General features: G+C 64.5%; 19 protein-coding genes. 6 read left to right on the forward strand and 13 right to left on the reverse strand.

Annotated elements, in window-relative coordinates; translation table 11 throughout:
• Positions 1–5: 5 nt before the first annotated feature.
• On the reverse strand, positions 6–401 hold the full coding sequence (locus AC0L4C_RS08645) for a COG4315 family predicted lipoprotein (protein WP_473403225.1): 396 nt from the start codon (positions 399–401) through the stop codon (positions 6–8).
• A gap of 244 nt (positions 402–645) precedes the next feature.
• On the opposite strand from AC0L4C_RS08645, the gene AC0L4C_RS08650 reads away from it, so the two are divergent.
• Positions 646–1740: a TRAP transporter substrate-binding protein gene (locus tag AC0L4C_RS08650; RefSeq protein ID WP_473403226.1), complete on the forward strand. Its 1095-nt coding sequence runs from the start codon at positions 646–648 to the stop codon at positions 1738–1740.
• Positions 1741–1815: 75 nt separating this feature from the next.
• On the opposite strand, the gene AC0L4C_RS08655 is transcribed toward AC0L4C_RS08650, so the two are convergent.
• From AC0L4C_RS08655 to AC0L4C_RS08670, 4 genes are all read right to left on the reverse strand, one after another.
• Positions 1816–3204 (reverse strand): TRAP transporter large permease, encoded by a 1389-nt coding sequence (locus tag AC0L4C_RS08655; RefSeq protein ID WP_473403227.1) that lies wholly within the window; start codon positions 3202–3204, stop codon positions 1816–1818.
• Complete coding sequence (locus AC0L4C_RS08660; protein WP_473403228.1) at positions 3201–3770, reverse strand: TRAP transporter small permease subunit; 570 nt, start codon at positions 3768–3770, stop codon at positions 3201–3203. The genes AC0L4C_RS08655 and AC0L4C_RS08660 overlap by 4 nt, the downstream gene beginning before the upstream one ends.
• Before the next feature lie 114 nt (positions 3771–3884).
• Positions 3885–4283, reverse strand: coding sequence for a VOC family protein (locus AC0L4C_RS08665; protein WP_473403229.1), 399 nt, complete (start codon positions 4281–4283; stop codon positions 3885–3887).
• A gap of 96 nt (positions 4284–4379) precedes the next feature.
• A complete protein-coding gene (locus AC0L4C_RS08670) occupies positions 4380–6386 on the reverse strand; it encodes an aldo/keto reductase (protein WP_473403230.1) in 2007 nt (668 codons plus the stop codon).
• Between the two features lie 159 nt (positions 6387–6545).
• Here AC0L4C_RS08670 and AC0L4C_RS08675 point away from each other — a divergent pair, with 159 nt between their 5' ends.
• On the forward strand, positions 6546–7538 hold the full coding sequence (locus tag AC0L4C_RS08675; RefSeq protein ID WP_473403231.1) for a PfkB family carbohydrate kinase: 993 nt from the start codon (positions 6546–6548) through the stop codon (positions 7536–7538).
• On the opposite strand, the gene AC0L4C_RS08680 is transcribed toward AC0L4C_RS08675, so the two are convergent.
• Genes AC0L4C_RS08680 through AC0L4C_RS08690 form a run of 3 tightly spaced genes read right to left on the reverse strand, consistent with a single transcriptional unit; the run spans position 7535 to position 10130 of the window.
• Positions 7535–8335 carry an ABC transporter permease gene (locus tag AC0L4C_RS08680; RefSeq protein WP_473403232.1) on the reverse strand — a complete coding sequence of 267 codons (801 nt, stop codon included), beginning with the start codon at positions 8333–8335 and terminating at the stop codon, positions 7535–7537. The genes AC0L4C_RS08675 and AC0L4C_RS08680 overlap by 4 nt on opposite strands.
• A 2-nt stretch (positions 8336–8337) precedes the next feature.
• Positions 8338–9132, reverse strand: coding sequence for an ABC transporter permease (locus tag AC0L4C_RS08685; RefSeq protein WP_473403234.1), 795 nt, complete (start codon positions 9130–9132; stop codon positions 8338–8340).
• Positions 9132–10130, reverse strand: a complete 999-nt coding sequence (locus AC0L4C_RS08690; protein ID WP_473403235.1) for an ABC transporter ATP-binding protein — start codon at positions 10128–10130, stop codon at positions 9132–9134. Before AC0L4C_RS08690 ends, AC0L4C_RS08685 begins: the two co-directional genes overlap by 1 nt.
• 117 nt (positions 10131–10247) lie before the next feature.
• Here AC0L4C_RS08690 and AC0L4C_RS08695 point away from each other — a divergent pair, with 117 nt between their 5' ends.
• Positions 10248–11129, forward strand: coding sequence for a c-type cytochrome (locus AC0L4C_RS08695; RefSeq protein ID WP_473403236.1), 882 nt, complete (start codon positions 10248–10250; stop codon positions 11127–11129).
• 4 nt (positions 11130–11133) lie between these two features.
• Here the strand turns inward: AC0L4C_RS08695 and AC0L4C_RS08700 are convergent, their stop codons facing one another.
• Genes AC0L4C_RS08700 through AC0L4C_RS08710 form a run of 3 tightly spaced genes read right to left on the reverse strand, consistent with a single transcriptional unit; the run spans position 11134 to position 13320 of the window.
• Positions 11134–11433: a type II toxin-antitoxin system RelE/ParE family toxin gene (locus tag AC0L4C_RS08700; protein WP_473403237.1), complete on the reverse strand. Its 300-nt coding sequence runs from the start codon at positions 11431–11433 to the stop codon at positions 11134–11136.
• Positions 11423–11692: a type II toxin-antitoxin system ParD family antitoxin gene (locus AC0L4C_RS08705; RefSeq protein ID WP_473403238.1), complete on the reverse strand. Its 270-nt coding sequence runs from the start codon at positions 11690–11692 to the stop codon at positions 11423–11425. Before AC0L4C_RS08705 ends, AC0L4C_RS08700 begins: the two co-directional genes overlap by 11 nt.
• A 38-nt stretch (positions 11693–11730) precedes the next feature.
• Positions 11731–13320: an L-aspartate oxidase gene (locus tag AC0L4C_RS08710; RefSeq protein ID WP_473403239.1), complete on the reverse strand. Its 1590-nt coding sequence runs from the start codon at positions 13318–13320 to the stop codon at positions 11731–11733.
• A 77-nt stretch (positions 13321–13397) separates the two neighbouring features.
• Between AC0L4C_RS08710 and AC0L4C_RS08715 the strand changes: the two genes are divergently transcribed.
• The gene (locus tag AC0L4C_RS08715) at positions 13398–14186 is read left to right on the forward strand and encodes a hypothetical protein (RefSeq protein ID WP_473403240.1); all 789 of its coding nucleotides are present in this window, start codon (positions 13398–13400) and stop codon (positions 14184–14186) included.
• 3 nt (positions 14187–14189) lie between these two features.
• On the opposite strand, the gene AC0L4C_RS08720 is transcribed toward AC0L4C_RS08715, so the two are convergent.
• The gene (locus tag AC0L4C_RS08720) at positions 14190–14555 is read right to left on the reverse strand and encodes a YegP family protein (protein ID WP_473403241.1); all 366 of its coding nucleotides are present in this window, start codon (positions 14553–14555) and stop codon (positions 14190–14192) included.
• 121 nt (positions 14556–14676) lie between these two features.
• A complete protein-coding gene (nadA, locus tag AC0L4C_RS08725; RefSeq protein ID WP_473403242.1) occupies positions 14677–15744 on the reverse strand; it encodes a quinolinate synthase NadA in 1068 nt (355 codons plus the stop codon).
• 127 nt (positions 15745–15871) lie between these two features.
• On the opposite strand from nadA, the gene eda reads away from it, so the two are divergent.
• Together eda and AC0L4C_RS08735 are read left to right on the forward strand one after the other, a co-directional pair.
• Positions 15872–16513 carry a bifunctional 4-hydroxy-2-oxoglutarate aldolase/2-dehydro-3-deoxy-phosphogluconate aldolase gene (gene eda / locus AC0L4C_RS08730; protein ID WP_473403243.1) on the forward strand — a complete coding sequence of 214 codons (642 nt, stop codon included), beginning with the start codon at positions 15872–15874 and terminating at the stop codon, positions 16511–16513.
• A 3-nt stretch (positions 16514–16516) separates the two neighbouring features.
• Positions 16517–16876 (forward strand): winged helix-turn-helix domain-containing protein, encoded by a 360-nt coding sequence (locus tag AC0L4C_RS08735; protein ID WP_473403244.1) that lies wholly within the window; start codon positions 16517–16519, stop codon positions 16874–16876.
• Positions 16877–16901: the final 25 nt, after the last annotated feature.

The following is a 16901-nucleotide window of genomic DNA, read 5'->3' on the forward strand; positions in this document are numbered from 1 at the left end:
GCCGGTTATTCGTGGGCAGTGTGCCAGACTTCGCCGACCATGTCGCCGGTGGTATCGCCCGGCTTGGTGTCCTTGACCCAGAGATAGAGCGGCATGCCCTTGTAGGCCCACATCTTGGTGCCGTCGGTGCGATCGATGATGGTGAAGTCGCCATCGGCGGTAGCGCCGGCATCGGCAAAGGCAGGAGGCCAGTTCTGGGCGCAGCTGTCATAGCAGTTGCTGACGCCCGGAGCGTCCTTGTCAAAGGTGTAGAGCGTCATGCCATTGGCGTCGGTGAGGACGCTCTTGCCGGCGATGTCCATGGTCATGACGGCGCCGCCGGCATAGGTTTCGGCCGAGGCAGCGCCCATGGCGGCGAACGAGAATGCCGCGGCAGCGGCGAGAATTGCGGTGAATTTCATCAGTATCTCCAAAGTGACTGTTCAGTCTGACCGACGGCCCCTCCGGCCGCCCGTATCCTGATCAACACCACCCGGAAGGGTTTATTCCCGGTCGCCCCAAATAAATTGTCGCACCGGCAATTGCGCAGAGTTGCAAGGGTTTACAGCGGGCAGCCGAACTGGTTCTCTGGCACCGGTTACAGGACCGTCGACCGCCTCAAGAGCGCTGCAACGGTCCACCATGACAGCTTCTCGGGAGGATCCATTGAAGAGACGCGAATTTTTCAAGTCCGCAACTGCCCTGACGGCAGGTACTGCGGTTGCGGGGCTGGCCGCCCCGGCCATTGCCCAGGGCAATATCACCTGGCGCATGGTCACGACCTGGCCCAAGAACTTTCCGGGACTTGGCGTGGGTGCCCAGAAGCTTGCGGACCGCATCACCATGGCCTCGGGTGGCCGGCTGACGGTGCAGGTCTTTTCGGCCGGTGAAATGGTGCCGCCGCTGGGTGCACTCGATGCGGTGATCGACGGTTCGGCCGAAATGAGCCACGGCGCTGCCTATTACTGGCAGAACAAGAGCCGCGGCCTGTCGTTCTTTACCGGCGTGCCGTTCGGCATGACCAGCCGCGAACTCACCGCCTGGGTGCGCTATCTCGGCGGCCAGGAAGTGTGGGACGAGATCTACGACCAGTTCGGCGTGCAGGGCTTCCTGTCGGGCGACACGGGCACCCAGGCCGGCGGCTGGTTCAAGAACGAACTGACCGGCGTGGCCGATGTGCAGGGCCTCCGCTTCCGGACGCCGGGCCTTGGCGGCCAGGTCTGGGGCAAGCTGGGCGCTGCGGTGACCAACATGGCAGCCGGCGAAATCTTCGCGGCGCTGCAGTCGGGTACCCTGGATGCCGCCGAATTCGTCGGTCCCTATAACGACCTGGCGCTCGGCTTCTACCAGATCTGCAAGAACTACTACTTCCCCAGCTTCGTGGAGCCGGGCCTGGCGACCGAACTGGTGGTCAACAAGTCCAAGTTCCAGGAACTGCCGGAAGACCTGCAGGAACTGGTGCGCGTCTGCGCCCAGGCCTCCTATGACGACGTCGCATCGGACATGTACGCCAATGACCCCCGCGCCCTGCGCGCGCTGGTCGACGAGCATGGCGTGACGGTTCGCCGCTTCCCGGACGAAATCCTCGAGGCCGGCGCCAAGGCGTCGATGGAGATCATTGCCGAGATCCGCGATACCGGCGACGAACTGACCAAGAAGGTGGCCGAGAGCTTCATCTCGAGCTTCAACCTGCTGCGCGAGCGCACCGAAGGTACGGACATGCCGTTCCTCGTGGCCCGCGAGAAGTACATCAAGTTCTGAGACGCACTCCATCAAGTGACGAAGAAGGCCCGGAGCGATCCGGGCCTTTGCTTTTGGCGGCTCTGGCCATTCAGCCTAGTAGAGCAGGCGGGGCAGCCAGGTGGCGATGGCGGGGAAGGCAAACATCAGCGCGATGGCGACGATCTGCAGGGCCACGAACGGTATGACGCCGTTGTAGATCTGGCCGGTGCTGACGCTGCGTGGCGCCACCCCGCGCAGGTAGAACAGCGAGAAGCCGAAGGGCGGCGTCAGGAAGCTGGTCTGCAGATTGACGCCAACAATGACGCCCAGCCAGATCGGGTCGACGCCGAGCTTGAGCAGGATGGGCGCGGTGATCGGGATCACGATGAAGATGATCTCGAAGGTGTCGAGGATAAAACCCAGCAGGAACATGATGAGCATGACGGTGATGACCGCGCCCATGGCGCCGCCCGGCATGTTCTTGAGGAATTCATGCACCAGATTGTCGCCGCCCATGATGCGGAAGACGATCGAGAACACGGCCGCACCGAAGAGGATGATGAAGATCATCGAGGTCATGGTGGCGGTGCCGATGGCGGCCTCGCGGACGATCCTGAGGCTCAGGCGACGGCGGGCAGCGGCGAGCACCATGGCGCCCACGGCGCCCACCGAAGCGGCCTCGGTGGGGGTGGCGATGCCGCCGAGAATGGAGCCGAGCACGGCGATGATCAGCCCCAGCGCCGGCAGCAGGGCGACCATGACTTCGCGCAGCAGATGCTGCTTTTCATCTTCGGGCACCGGCGTGGCGGGGGCCGATTTCGGATCGGTCACGGCCTTGAAGATCACCCAGCAGAGATACAGTCCGACCAGCAGCAGGCCGGGCAGGAAGGCACCGGCAAACAGGGCGCCGACCGAAACGGGCTCGGGCGCGAAGTTACCGGCTTCCATCTGGACCTGGGCGTTGATGCCCGAGAGCATGTCGCCCATGAAGATCAGCACGGTGGAGGGCGGGATGATCTGGCCGAGCGTGCCGGAGGCGCAGATGACGCCGGCGGCGAGCTTGGGATCGTAGCCGGCGCGCAGCATGGCGGGCAGCGAGATCAGGCCCATGGTAACGACGGTGGCGCCGACGACGCCGGTGGAGGCGGCCAGCAGGGCGCCGACAATGATCACCGAGATGCCGAGGCCGCCGCGCAGGTTGCCGAACAGCTTGCCCATGGTCAGCAGCAGTTGCTCGGCAATGCCGGATCGTTCGAGCATCACCCCCATGAAGATGAAGAGCGGTACGGCGACGAGCACCTCGTTGGTCATGGTGCCGACATAGCGGTTGACCAGCGAGCCGAAATTGGAGGGGTCGAAGACGCCGAGCCACCAGCCGACCAGACCGAAGATCAGGGCCGTGCCGGGCAGCGAGAAGGCGACGGGGAAGCCGATCAGCAGGACGCCGATGACGACAAAGAACATGGAGCCGGCGAGGATTTCGCCGAGGAGCACGCTGGTCACCGGGTCAACTCCATGCCTTCGGCCTCATGCTCGGGTGGATAGCGCAGCTTCTCGGGCAGCAGGTCCTGCCGGTCGGCGAGGACGAGAATGGCGCGGGCGGCCATGGCCAGGCCCTGCAGGCCGACCAGCACGCAGAAGACCAGGATGAAGGACTTCAGGATATAGAGGCCCGGCATGCCGCCGACATTGGCGGAGCCTTCGTAGAGCCGCCAGGAGCGGGCGATGAAGGTGTAGCCGTAGGTGCCCACCACAATCACGAAGGGCAGCAGGAAGACGATGACGCCGAAAAGGTCGGCAATAGCCTTTTTCCGCACCGGCCAGGGCCGGTAGAGGATATCGACCCGCACGTGATCATCGCGCAGCAGGGCAAAGCCGGCGACGCCGGTGAACATGGCGCCGGAAAGCCAGACATAGAGGTCCTGCATCCAGAGCTGAGTGGTGTGGAACAGGTAGCGCTGCACCACGACGGTGAAGCAGACCAGCACGACGGCGAGCGCCAGCCAGGAGAGCGTCAGCCCGATAAAGCGATTGAGCGCGCTGATCGCGCGGATAAAGGTGGCCAGCACCTGCACAGCAATCCCCCCGTTACCGCCGTTTTCCGGCTTTTCCGCAAGCGAACATGGCGTGGCGAATACGTCAAGCGGCCCGCAGATGTCCAGTGTTTCTCCGGATTTGCCGGATCAGCCGGAACTGCCAATGGCCCAGGTGATGCCGTAGGGGTCCTTGAGCTGACCGTAGGTGTCGCCCCAGAACTGCTTTTCGAGTGGCATGAGCACGGTGCAGCCGGCGCCGGTGGCACGGTCCCACCAGGCGTTGGCATCGTCGACCTGAAGGTGGAGATTGAAGCCGGCGGGCTGCACCCAGGCGTTGCCAAGTTCGGGGAAGCTGTCGGACATGTAGACGAGGCAGCCATTGACGATGAACGAGCAGTGCATGAAGCGCTTGCCGTCATCAGCCATCATCGGGGGCATCGCCTCGGTGGCGGCGAAGGCCGTCTTGTAGAAGGCGAGCGCGGCGGGTGCATCGCTGGGATTGATATAGGCCACGAGGCCCTGATTTTCGACTGACGTGTCTGCCATGGCGTCCTCCCTTTAGGTGGGCAGGATGCCATGGCGGCGTGCGCAGGGGCAAGGACGGGCGTTCGAGCCCGTCCCAGGCGGCTCAGGCGATCGGGATCAGCCGTTTTCGAGCCACTTGACCTGATCGGGCGTCAGCTTGATGTCGAAGGCCTGGATCGAGTCATCGAGCTCGTGCAGCGTGCGCGGTCCGATCAGCGGCACCGAGGGGAAGGGCTGGGCCAGAACATAGGCCAGAGCGATGTGAATGGGGCTCTTGCCCAGTTTGGCGGCGAGTTCGAGGGCGCGGTCGCGGCGCTCGAAGTTCTTTTCCGAGTACCAGGTGTTGACCAGTTCGGCATTGTCGCGCTTGTCGCGGCCGGCCCGGTCGGTGAAGAAGCCACGGGCCTGGCTCGACCACGAGAAGTTGGGGATCTGGTGCTCGACCAGCCAGGCCTTGTAGGCCTCGTCGGACGCGGCGATGCAGCCGGCCCAGATCGGGTTGATCATTTCGGCGAGGGCGAAATTGTTCGAGAGCGCGCCGGGCGCTTGCTTGCCGGTCTTTTTGGCATAGTCGATGGCCTGCTGCATGCGCTCGCGGGTCCAGTTGGAACCGCCGAACGGGCCACGGATGCGGCCCTTCTTGACCTCGGCGTCCATGGCATCGACAAACTCGCCGACCGGGACGTCGGTATTGTCGCGGTGCATGAAGTAGATATCGACATAGTCGGTCTGCAGCCGGTTGAGCGAGGCGTCGAGCTGCTTGGCGATGACGTCGGGATAGGTGAGCGGGGAATGCGCACCCTTGCCGATCAGCACGGTCTGCTCGCGCACGCCGCGGCTGGTGTGCCAGTCGCCGAAGAGTTTTTCGGTGGCGCCGCCGCCATAGATGAAGGCGGTGTCGAAGAGATTGCCGCCGCGCTCGAAGAAGGCATCCAGCAGGATGGCGCCAGAGGCGAAGGTCCGGAAGTCCTCAAAGCCGAGTGCGACGATTGAGGCCGGCCTGGAGACGCCGGGTATGGTGCGCTTGGGAATGGTGGTGCCCGTCGGGGAGAGCGGCCGGTTGTCCAGCGTGCGGGTGCGGCCGGCCGGCTTTTCGATGGTGTACTCGAGGCCCACGTCGGCGCGCCACTTGTCGAGCACGCGGGCATTGCCGAGGCTGTCGGCCCAGGTCATGCCGGGGGCGTCGAACTGCTGCTTGCCGGCCTGGATGGCAATGGCGGCGGCGTCGGCCTCGAAGGAATAGAGATGCGCCGTCTCATTGACCGACACGGTCTCGCGGGTGCCGTCATGCAGGATGATGTCGATCTTGCCGAGGCCCTGGTCGCGATTGCCATTGGCGAACCAGAAGTCCGGCACTTCGATGCGGCCCTTGTGGCCATGGATGCGCAGCACATTGTCGAGCGCGACATAGATCGCACACGCGACCTGCGCGACGATGCCGTTCTCGAAGGTGAGCACGGCGGCCGACCATTCGTCGGTGCCGCCCTGGCCGAGATGGGCGGCGCCGGCGACCTTGACGGGATCGAGGAAGGGCTTGCCTGCCGCGGCGCCGGCAATGAAGCGGGCCATGGAGACGGGGTAGCCGCCGACGTCGAGGATGCCGCCACCGGCCAGCTCATCGGCAAACAGCCGATGCTCGGGCATGAATTTCGGCATCTGGAAGCCGAAGCTCGACTGGATCATGCGGACATCGCCGATGACGCCGGACTGGATCAGTTCGGCCAGTTTCTTGGCCTGCGGGTGCAGGCGATACATGAAGGCTTCGCCGGCGAAGGTGCCGGACTTCCTGTGGGCGTGGAAGATGGCGTCGATCTCGAAGGCCGAGAGCGCCATGGGCTTTTCGACCAGCACGTGCTTGCCGTACTCGGCAGCCTTGATCGCCCATTCGGCATGGCTGGGGTGCGGGGTGGCGATATAGACCGCGTCGACCTCGGAATCGCGCAGCAGGTTTTCGTAGCCCTCGACGATGCGGGCGCCGGGGAAGGTCTCGGCCAGGCCAGGCTTGCTGGCATTGCGGGTGCCGAGCGCCACAACCTTGCCGTGCTTGCCACCGGCAACACCGCCCCAGAAGGCCTTGGCAATACTGCCTGGCCCGATAATACCCCAGCGTACAACTGAACTCATCGAATACCCCTCCATCGCGCGGCCGATCCGGCCCTGCTTGCTGGGCGACTTCTATCGTGTCGCGACCGGGCATTCCATTCGGATTGGGAAGCCAACCTGCTTGAATTGTAAGATCGCGCCATTGTAACGATGCGGCGCAAGCGCAACGGGGACCGATGCATGTTCGTGGTGGGTGGCGAGAGCCTGATCGACCTGATTTCCGAGCCGACTGGCCCAGATGGCAAGATCCGTCTCGTCGCGCATCAGGGCGGTTCGCCCTATAATTGTGCCATCGCCCTCTCCAGGCTGGGCAACGACACCGGCTTTCTCTGCCCGATCAGTACTGACGGGCTGGGCACTTATCTGCTGGGGCCGCTGACCGATGCCGGCGTGACGCCGTTGCTCGCCGAGCGGGTCGCGGCCTATACGACGCTGGCTGTGGTCACCTTCGACGCCAAAAAGAGCGCGCAATACGGGTTCTATCGCGATGCCGACCGGGCGTTCACGAAAGAGGGGCTGATCGCGGCGCTGCCGCAGCAGCCCGAGGTATTCCAGTTTGGTGCCTTCTGTCCCATCGAGCCGGTGGATGCGGAGGCATGGCTGGCGGTCGCAGCGGAAGCCGTTGCACGCGGCGCGACGGTGACGATGGATCTCAATGTCCGGCCGTCGCTGGTGTCGGACTTTGCCGGCTACAAGCAGCGGCTCGATCGCTGTATCGACATCGCCAATGTTGTGAAGATGTCCATCGAGGACATCGCTACGCTTGAGCAGAACCGCGCCGTGCGCGCCTCCGAACTTGATGCGGCAAAGGTCGAGACGCTGGTCGAGACCTATGTGGCCGATTTCCTCGGCCGGGAAAACTGCGAGCTGGTGATCGTGACCTTTGGTGAGGAGGGCAGTCGCGCCTTCACGAAAACGGGCTCGGCCAGGGCGCCGATTTTCACGCCGCCGGTGTTCGGCGACACGGTGGGGGCGGGCGATACGCTGATGGCAGCGGTGCTGACACTGCTGGCCGAAGAGGGGAATCTGAAGCCGGGCAAGCTGGCGGCGCTCGACGATGCGGCGCTGGGCAAGATGCTCAGCTTCGGGGCCGTGGCAGCGGGGCTCAATTGCGGGCAGGTGGGTTGCCATCCGCCAGTGCGGGCCGAAGTGGATGCGGCGCTGGCCGGCTAGCCCCCGGCGCCCTGGTAGCGGCGCATGGCATAGCGCCAGTAGACGATGGCGATCAGCACCAACAGCGGGCCGGCGAGCAGCGCCATGGGGCCGGCGAAGTCGCCGAGCAGGGGCACGGGCTTGCCCAGGATCACCGCAACCGGCACGGCGCTCATATAGGCCAGCGGCACGATGGTGAGCATCACCACCTGCAGGCCGCCGGGGAAGATGTTGAGCGGATAGCGGGTCAGTTCCCAGAAGCCGAAGAAGATGGCGAAGAGGTGGTTCGATCGCACCCAGATCAATGCCGTGGCGCCGATCATGGTGATGATGGCGCCGGTCGCCAGGGCGGCGCTGAGCAGTGTCCCCAGCACGTAGAGCACCAGGCCGGGCGACCAGTCGAGGCCGGCGGACAACAACGCCCAGACGAGCACCGGGATGGCCAGCAGGATATGACCGGCATAGCCGATGTTGAGCCCTGAAAAGACGAGGTAGGCCCAGGTGTTGACCGGCTTGGTCAGGAGGGCATCGAGGGTGCCGAGGCGCACCAGATCCTCAAGCTCGCGCAACTGCGTGAAGCTGGCCGAAGCGCCAATTGCGTAGGCCAGCAGCTGGAATGAGAACAGCAAGGCAAGTTCGGGCCAGTTCCAGCCGCCGAGCAGCTGGAACTTGTCGAGCAGGATCCAGATGGAGGTGAGCACGGCGCCGTAGGAGAGGATCTGCGCCAGCCGATCAAGCCAGAAGGCGCCGCGATATTCCATCTGCGATTTGACGTACATCCTGACCAGCAGCGGCAGGATGGAGAGCTGGTGGCGCATGCTCAGCCCCCCTGCACGGTGATGCGGCTGGAGGCCCGATGCCAGAGCGCGGCGAGGGCAATGGCGAGAATGGCGGCCCAGCCAAGGCCTATGCCGAAATGGAGCAGGGTATCGGCTGCATCGAGGCGACCGAGCCAGACCGCCGAAGGATAGTAGACCATCCAGGCCAGCGGTTGCAGGCGGGCGATGTCGCCGAAGGGCTCGGGAAAGAACCAGAACGGCACCAGGAGGCCCGAGAGCAGAGTGATGAGGCTTTGCAGCAGCCATTCGAGCGAGAAGGCGGTCATCAGCCAGAAGGTGAGCAGCCCGAAGAGGGCGGCAAAGAGAAAGTGGATCACGAAACCCAGGAGCACATAGGCAACGAACATGGTGCCGTGCAGCAGGCTGGCCGGTGGCTGCATGCCATAGATCAGGGCGACGATGACGATGGTCGGCACCACCGCGACGAGGAATGTGTAGAGCGTCTGGCCGGCTTCCACCGCCAGAAGATAAAGCGGGTAGTGAACGGGCTTGAGCAGCCAGACGGAGACGTCGCCGGTGCGCAATGCGGTGCCGATGGCGCGGATCAGGCGGTCGTAGCGGGTGCAGCCGAGGACGACGCCACCGAGCAGCGCATAGGTGATCATGTCGGCGATGGTGACGCCATCGACGGAGGTGAGGCCGGCATAGACGGCGAACCAGATCGAGACGCGGGCAAAGACCTGGACGAGCTTGCCAAAGATGTTGGCCCAGACCTCGTTACGGTAGGCGAAGCTGGTCAGAAAGCCACTGCGGGCAAAGGCCGCGTATTTGTCCATCAGGCGAGCACGGCGGCGTTGCGGCGCTGATAGAAGGTGCGGATCACCTCTTCGATATTGGGTTCCTCGAGCTGGATATCCTTGAGGTCGCGGTCGCGGCCGATCTCGGCCAGCACGTCGACGAGCGAAATCTCGTCGCGCTCGATCCGGTAGTGCTTGCGCGGCCCTTCATCGGCGGACAGGCGCGCCGATGTCAGCTCGAGCGGGCCGGGATCGGTAGCAAACTCGAGAGTGAGGCGACGGCCGGAGCCGAGCGCGGCGCGCAGCTTGCGCAGTTCTCCATCAAAGATCAGACGCGCCTGATCGACCATGATCAGACGCGGGCAGATGGTCTGGATGTCCTGCAGGTCGTGGGTGGTGAGAATAATGGTGACGCCGCGCTCGCGATTGATCTCGGCAAGGAAACGCCGCACCGCATCCTTGGCCACCACGTCGAGGCCGATGGTGGGTTCGTCGAGGAAAAGGATCTTTGGATCGTGCAGCAGCGCCATGACGATCTCGCAGCGCATGCGCTGGCCAAGCGAGAGCTGGCGCACGGCGCGGTCGAGGAACGGCGTGAGCTCGAGCAGTTCGGAAAAGCGGGCGAGGTTGTCGGCATAGCGGGCCGCAGCAATGTCGTAGATGCGGCGATGCAGCTCGAAGCTGTCGCGTACCGGCAGATCCCACCAGAGCTGGCTGCGTTGCCCGAAGACGACGCCGATATCGCGGGCATTGTCCATGCGCCGCAGGTGCGGGATGCGGCCAAGGACGCTGAGCTCGCCGGCGCTGGGCACGAGGATGCCGGCCATCATCTTGATCATGGTCGACTTGCCGGCACCGTTCGGACCGAGGTAACCGACCGCCTCGCCGGCACCGATGTCGAAACTGACATCGGCGACCGCTTCAACCTCAGTATATTCGGATGTCACCAGCGTTTTCAGTGCGCCGATGATGCCGGGAAAGCGCTTGTGTTGCCGGTACCGCTTGGAAACGGTCCGCGCTGCAATCAATACTGTCATTTGCAATTCGCCAACTGTGGAAAACAAGTCTAGCCGATTCTCCCGGTCACGGCGTCGTCAGTTGCATGGCTGGCGGTGCTCTGGCTGACTGTGCGCGTCTGGAACGGGGGATTCTTAATGCGGCGCTGGATCTGGGGACTTGCCGTGCTGGCAGTGGTGGGGCTCGGCGTGGCGATCTACCTGCTGCGACCGGTCGAGGGGCTGGCTCGCGACCTGACGCTCGTCGGGGATGCGACGCGGGGCGCCTACCTGATGCGGCTGGGAGGCTGCGTTGCCTGCCATACCGACAGCGCCAATGGCGTGGCGATGCTGGCGGGCGGGCCGGCGCTGGCGACGCCCTTCGGAACGTTCCATGCGCCCAATATCACCCCCGACCCGACCGCCGGTATCGGCAACTGGACGCTGGCGCAGTTTTCAAAGGCGATGAGTGACGGCGAGGGGCCGCAGGGCCACCTCTATCCCGCATTTCCGTACGAAAACTATACGCTGATGAGCGACCAGGAGATCGCCGATCTCTACGCGGCGCTGAAGCAGGTGCCGGCCGATGCGACACCATCCCGCCCGCATGAGCTGGCGTTCCCGTTCAATGTGCGGCTGGCATTGGCGGCCTGGAAGAACCTCTTCTTCAAGCCGGGCCGCTATGAGGCCGACGCGTCGCATTCCGAGCAATGGAACCGCGGGCGCTATCTGGCCTATGGGCCGGGCCATTGCGTGGCCTGTCACAGCCCGCGCAATGTGCTGGGTGCCATCGAGGGCGGAAAAGAACTGGCCGGCAATCCGGCTGGCGGTACCGGCGGCAGGGCACCTTCGCTGCTGGCGGCCGATCTCGTCGCCGAGGGTTATGACCTGGAAACGCTGGCGCAGACGCTCAGCGACGGTTTCACGCCGGGCTTTGATGTGCTGGGTGGCGCCATGGGCGAGGTGATCAGCGAAGGGACGTCGCAATGGACGCAAGCCGACCGCGAGGCGGTGGCGGCGTATCTGCTGGGGGTGGAGTAGGACGCTAGTCTTCGAAGAACTCGGGCAGGATGTTGCGCGCCCCATGCAGCACGCGACGGACCTCGATTGCCGCCTCAGAGACTGAATAGAAGATCAGATAGCTTTCGAGCGGGCAGTAGCGCAGACCCTGATGTAGATCGTCCCGCCGGCGGCCCGCTTCGGGCAGACGTCCGAGCATGTCCAGCCGTGCTGCGATCCGATCGAGGACGGCGTCGGCAGATTTGAGACTGTCCTCGGCAATCGACAGCCAGATTGCATCAAGGTCGCGCCTGGCCGCGGGCCAGAGGCGCAAACTACGCGGCATCGCTTTCGCGCTTGTTCTGCAGGTTGCGCCGGCCGTCACGCTTGATTGCCTGGAGGTCGAATTCTTCGGCCTCACCCACGTATCCCTCAGCGACCTCGCTTCGCAGCCACGCCAGTTTGGCCTGCCGCTGCTGCTCCTGCACCTCGATCAGCCGCAGCCCTTCGCGCAGCACCTCGCTGACGCTGGCGTAGCGGCCGGAGGCGACGAGGTCCTTGGCCATCTTCTCGAAATGTTCGCCGATGCTGTAGCTCGACGGCATGAGCGTTCTCCGCGCAATTATCACTTTATGATAATGGGTCAGGCATTGGCTCGCAAGATGTGAGCCTGCTCCAGCGTCATCTCGGTGTGATGGACCCAATCGGGGGAAGCTTCGGGGAAGTCGGTGCGGAAATGGCCGCCTCGGCTTTCCTCACGCTGCAGCGCACCTGCCGCCACCAGCGTCGCCGAACTGGTCATGTTGAGGAAGGCGCGGGTGACGCCCTGGCCGGTGGTCTCGAGTTCGGCAATGCGCCGCAAGGCGGTCCGGAGATCGGCGGCGTTGCGCTCGACCCCGACGAGATCGGTCATCACCTTGCGCAGGTCCTGCACGGCCTTGAGGTTGCGTAGCTGCTCCTCGGCCGCATCGCCCTGGGCTTCGTTCCACTCAATGCCCGGAAAGGGCGCCATGTTGGTTCTCACCGGTTCCAGCCCGGAAATGTCGGCAGCGATGCGGGCGCCATAGACGACGGCCTCGAGCAGCGAGTTCGAGGCCAGGCGGTTGGCACCGTGCAGCCCGGTGCAGGACGCCTCGCCGCAGACCCAGAGGCCGGGCAGTGACGTGCGGCCGCTCTCGTCCACCTTGACGCCGCCCATGTGGTAGTGGGCGGCCGGGGTGACCGGGATCGGGTCCTGCACCGGGTCGATGCCGGCGTCGGCGCAGTATTTGGAGACGGTGGGGAAGGCCGTCAGGATGCGTGCGCCAAGTGCCTGGCGGGTGTCGAGAAAGACTTTTCGGCCGGCCTGGATCTGGCGAAAATTGGCGCGGGCAACGATATCGCGGGGTGCCAGTTCGGCATCCTCGTGGATGGCCGGCATGAAGCGCTCGCCCAGATCATTGAGGAGGATCGCGCCTTCGCCCCGCAACGCCTCGGTCGCCAGCGGCGCGGGATCGGCACCGGTGGCGATGGCGGTGGGATGGAACTGCACGAATTCGGGGTCGGCGATGACGGCACCGGCGCGGGCGGCCATGCCCATGGCGTGACCGCGCACGCCTGGCGGATTGGTGGTGACGGCGTAAAGGCCGCCCAGTCCGCCAGCAGCGAGGACCGTGGCGCGCGCGCGGATGAAGACCGGCTCGCCATAGCGATCGCCGAGCTTGCGGGCGAAGACGCCAATGATGCGACCGTCGGCGCGGGCAAGGTCGACCACCGTCAGGCCCTCGACGACCCGGATGGAAGGTGTGTCGCGGACGCGCGCGATCATGGCCTGCATGATGGCATAGCCGGCGCGGTCGCCTTCGACGCGCACGATGCGGTTCATCGAATGCGCGGCTTCCCGTCCAAGCTGAAAGTGTCCGTCGGCATCGCGGTCGAAGGGCGTGCCCCAGCGGGCCAGGTCCTCGATGCGGGCCCGGGCTTCTGCGGTTACCGACTCGGCGACGTCCTCGTCGACAATGCCGGCGCCGGCGACTTCGGTGTCGATGGCATGGGCATGCGAGGTGTCGCCCGCACCGATGGCAGCTGCGACACCACCCTGCGCCCAGGCCGAGGAGGCACCGAATCCCAGCGGCTTGGGCGAAATCACCGTCACTGGCCGCGGCGCCATCTTGAGGGCGCAGAACAGGCCGGCAAGACCGGCGCCGACGATCAGTGCGCCATCGGCGTTCAGAGTGTTGTCGTAAGTGGGCATTCGCGGCCTTCGCTTGCTACTAGTTACTATTCTACCGATGGGGTGATTACGTATAGGATGTTCCCGGACATCCGCAGGTGGACAAGAACATGGCCAAGCTGGCGCTGGCCCTTGATAGCGATGCCGCCGATACCGAACGCAGCATTCCCATCGATCGCCGCACCATGCGGGCGGTTATCGGGGCGCTCGGCGAGACGGTGCTGCTTTACCGTTTCTTCCGTGGCAGCTTTGTCATGTTTTACGCCATCGGCAAGGTTGGCGGGGTGGAAATCGGTTCGGATGACAGCTCGCTGTTCTGCCGGCTGCGAGACCTGCAACGCCTGGGCGCGCCGCCGGTGCGCAAGGAAGAGGCGATCGTGCCGGGGGCGCAGCGGATGCTGAGCCTGTCGCCGGAGGTTTTTGACAACATCATTGCCGAGGGGCAGGCGTCACCCGATCCCGGCGAGGCGATGGACGAAGCGCTGGCGTCCGAGTTCCAGCCTCTGCGCTCGACCACGCCACTGCTCGTCTATCGCCAGGTTCTGGAAGGCTGGGGCTATCGCTGCGCCATTACCGGACGGCAGTTCTTTGCCGGAAAGATGCCGCATCCCGACCTGCGGCTCGCCTATCTCCGTCCGAGGGCGCATGGCGGGCCGCTGCATGTGCGTAACCTGATGCCGATGATCGAGGCGGCCGAGGCGGCATGGGCCGCCGGCACGATCTCGGCCACGGCCGACCACCGGATCATCGGGGTCATTCCCGATATCGGGCTGGTGCTTTTCGACCAGATCGAGCGGGTGGCGCGCCTCCATTTGCCTGAAGACGCGCGCTACGGACCCGATCCGGCGCACCTGGCTTTTCACCGGACGCAGATATTCGGGCGGTAGAGGTCAGGCGTTGGTTTCGACCGGTGCTCCCGGGCCGTTCTTTTTGACCGACTCGACGCAATTGATGGCGCTGGCCTTGGAGGTGTACGTCTCGGAGCGCAGCATGGTCTGGCCATTGGCGGCCACGAAACGCACGAAGGTCTGGCCGTCCTTGGACTTCACGAGTTCGAAGCGATAGCCCTTGCCCTTTTCGCCTTTTTCCAGATCGACCGTGGCAGCGCCGGGCGCGTTCTTCTTGGTCGAGGCGATGCAGTTGTTGGCGCTGGCCCGGCTCTTGTAGGTCTCCGACCAGACGAGCGTTTCCGAGTTGTAGACGAACTTGGCGGTGAACTGGCCGGACTTGCCGGTGGTGACCTGGAACTTGTGCATGGACGCTCTTTCTCCTCTCGAGGCCGACGGATTCGACCGGATCGAGCAAGCTTAGCGCAGCATCCGCAAGTTCATAGCCTTGATGGCAGAAAAAGTGTTCAGAGCACCCAGATCTCTGCTGTCAGTCGCCCTTCTTCGAGTAGTCGATCATGCGCTGAACGGCCATCCGTGCCGGCTCGATGATTGCCGGGTCGACGATGACTTCTTCGCTCATGGCGTGCAGCGACCAAAGAATGTTCTCGAGGTTGATGCGCTTCATGTGTGGGCAGATGTTGCAGCCGCGCAGGAAGTCGACGCCCGTGGTTTCCGAGGCGACATTGTCCGACATCGAGCATTCGGTGACCATGACGACGCGGGGTGGTTTCTCGGTCTTGACGTAGTTGATCATGGCGGCGGTCGAGCCGGAGAAGTCGACGACGTCGATGACTTCGGGCGGACATTCGGGATGGGCGATGATCTTGGCCGTCGGATAGGCGGCGCGCAGTTCGGCGATGTCGCCAGCGGTGAAGGTCTCGTGCACTTCGCAGGAGCCGGCCCAGGTGATGATCTTCTTGCTGGTCTTTTTCGCGGTGTTCTGCGCCAGGAACTGGTCGGGGATCATGATGACCGTATCGCCCTCGACGGCGTTGACGATGTCGACGGCGTTCGAGGAGGTACAGCAGACGTCGGTCAGCGCCTTCACGTCGGCGGAGGTGTTCACATAGGTGACCACCGGCACGCCGGGATACTGGGCCCGCATGGCCATCACATCGGCAGCCGTGATCGAGGATGACAGCGAGCAGCCGGCGCGGCTGTCGGGGATCAGCACGGTCTTTTGCGGATTGAGGATCTTGCTGGTCTCGGCCATGAAGTGCACGCCGCACTGGACGATGACCTGCTGCCGGACCTTGGTGGCCTCGACCGCCAGTTGCAGGCTGTCGCCGACGATGTCGGCGACGCCGTGGTAGATCTGCGGCGTCTGGTAATTGTGGGCGAGGATGACGGCATCCTTCTCCTTCTTGAGCCGGTTGATCTGGACGATCAGCGGCGCATAGAAGGGCCATTCGATCTCGGGGATCTTGTCCTTGACGCGCTCGAAGATGCGCTGTGTGACCTTCTGCACCGCCTTGGTGAACTTGAGATCATAGTGCTCCGAGAGGATGGCACGGGCCTCCTCAAGGGGAGTAATTGCATTGATCAACTGCGCCATCGAAAGCCCTCCAAGCGTGCGCACATTTAGGTGCGCTGGCGCGGGATTTCAATGAAACAGTGCTTTGTGCTTGATCGGCGGGGGGCAAAATCCTAACTCTGCCGCATCGCCAATTTCGAGGTCCGCCATGCCCCAAGACGCCGCCGCACTCCGTACGACGCTTTCGCTGGCCCCGGTGATCCCGGTGATCGTCCTCGATGATGTCTCGGCGGCCCGGCCGTTGGCCGAGGCGCTGGTTGCCGGCGGGCTGTCGGTGCTGGAAGTGACCTTGCGGACGCCGCATGCGCTGCAGGTCATCGAGGAGATGGCCAAGGTGCCGGGCGCCGTCGTCGGCTCGGGCACGGTGCGGTCGCCGCTGCAGATGGGCCATTCGGTGGATTCGGGATGCCAGTTCATGGTGTCGCCGGGGGCATCGCCGCGCCTGCTCGAAGCGGCCGAAGAGCACGACATTCCGCTGCTGCCGGGCATCGGCACGCCGACCGAGGCGATGACGGCCAGCGAGCACGGTTATACGTTCCTCAAGTTCTTCCCGGCCGAAGCGCTGGGCGGGGTCAAGGTGCTGAAGGCCTATGCCAGCCCGCTCCCCGACATCACCTTCTGCCCCACCGGCGGCATCGACATGAACAAGGCGCGCGACTATCTGGCGCTGCCCAATGTCATCTGTGTCGGCGGCTCCTGGGTGATGCCGCAGGACGCGATCGACGCCAGGGACTGGAAGCGCATCGAAGGCCTGGCGCGCGAGGCAGCGGCCCTCAAGTCGGCTGCCTGATTGATGTCGGAGACAGGCCCGACCGGCCTGACGCATCTCCGCATCACCTTTTCCAGGGATTTCTACATCGGGCCCGGGCGCGCCGACCTGCTTGAGCAGATCGGCAAGACCGGGTCGATCTCGGCCGCCGGCAAGGCCATGGGCATGAGCTACAAGCGGGCCTGGAGCCTGGTGCAGGCGCTCAATGACGGCTTCGGCGCGCCGCTGGTGGAGACGGCGCGCGGTGGCGCCGCCCAGGGCGCCACACTGACCGACGCGGGCCTGCGGGTGCTGCAGCACTACCGTCAGATGCAGCAGAAGACCCGCGCCGCGATTGCCGACGATTTCGAGGCGATCCGCAGCGATATGGTCGTCCGGAAATAGCGCTTGCCGCAGCCAGGGCGGTCTG

This window comes from Devosia sp. J20-27 (assembly GCF_055808595.1).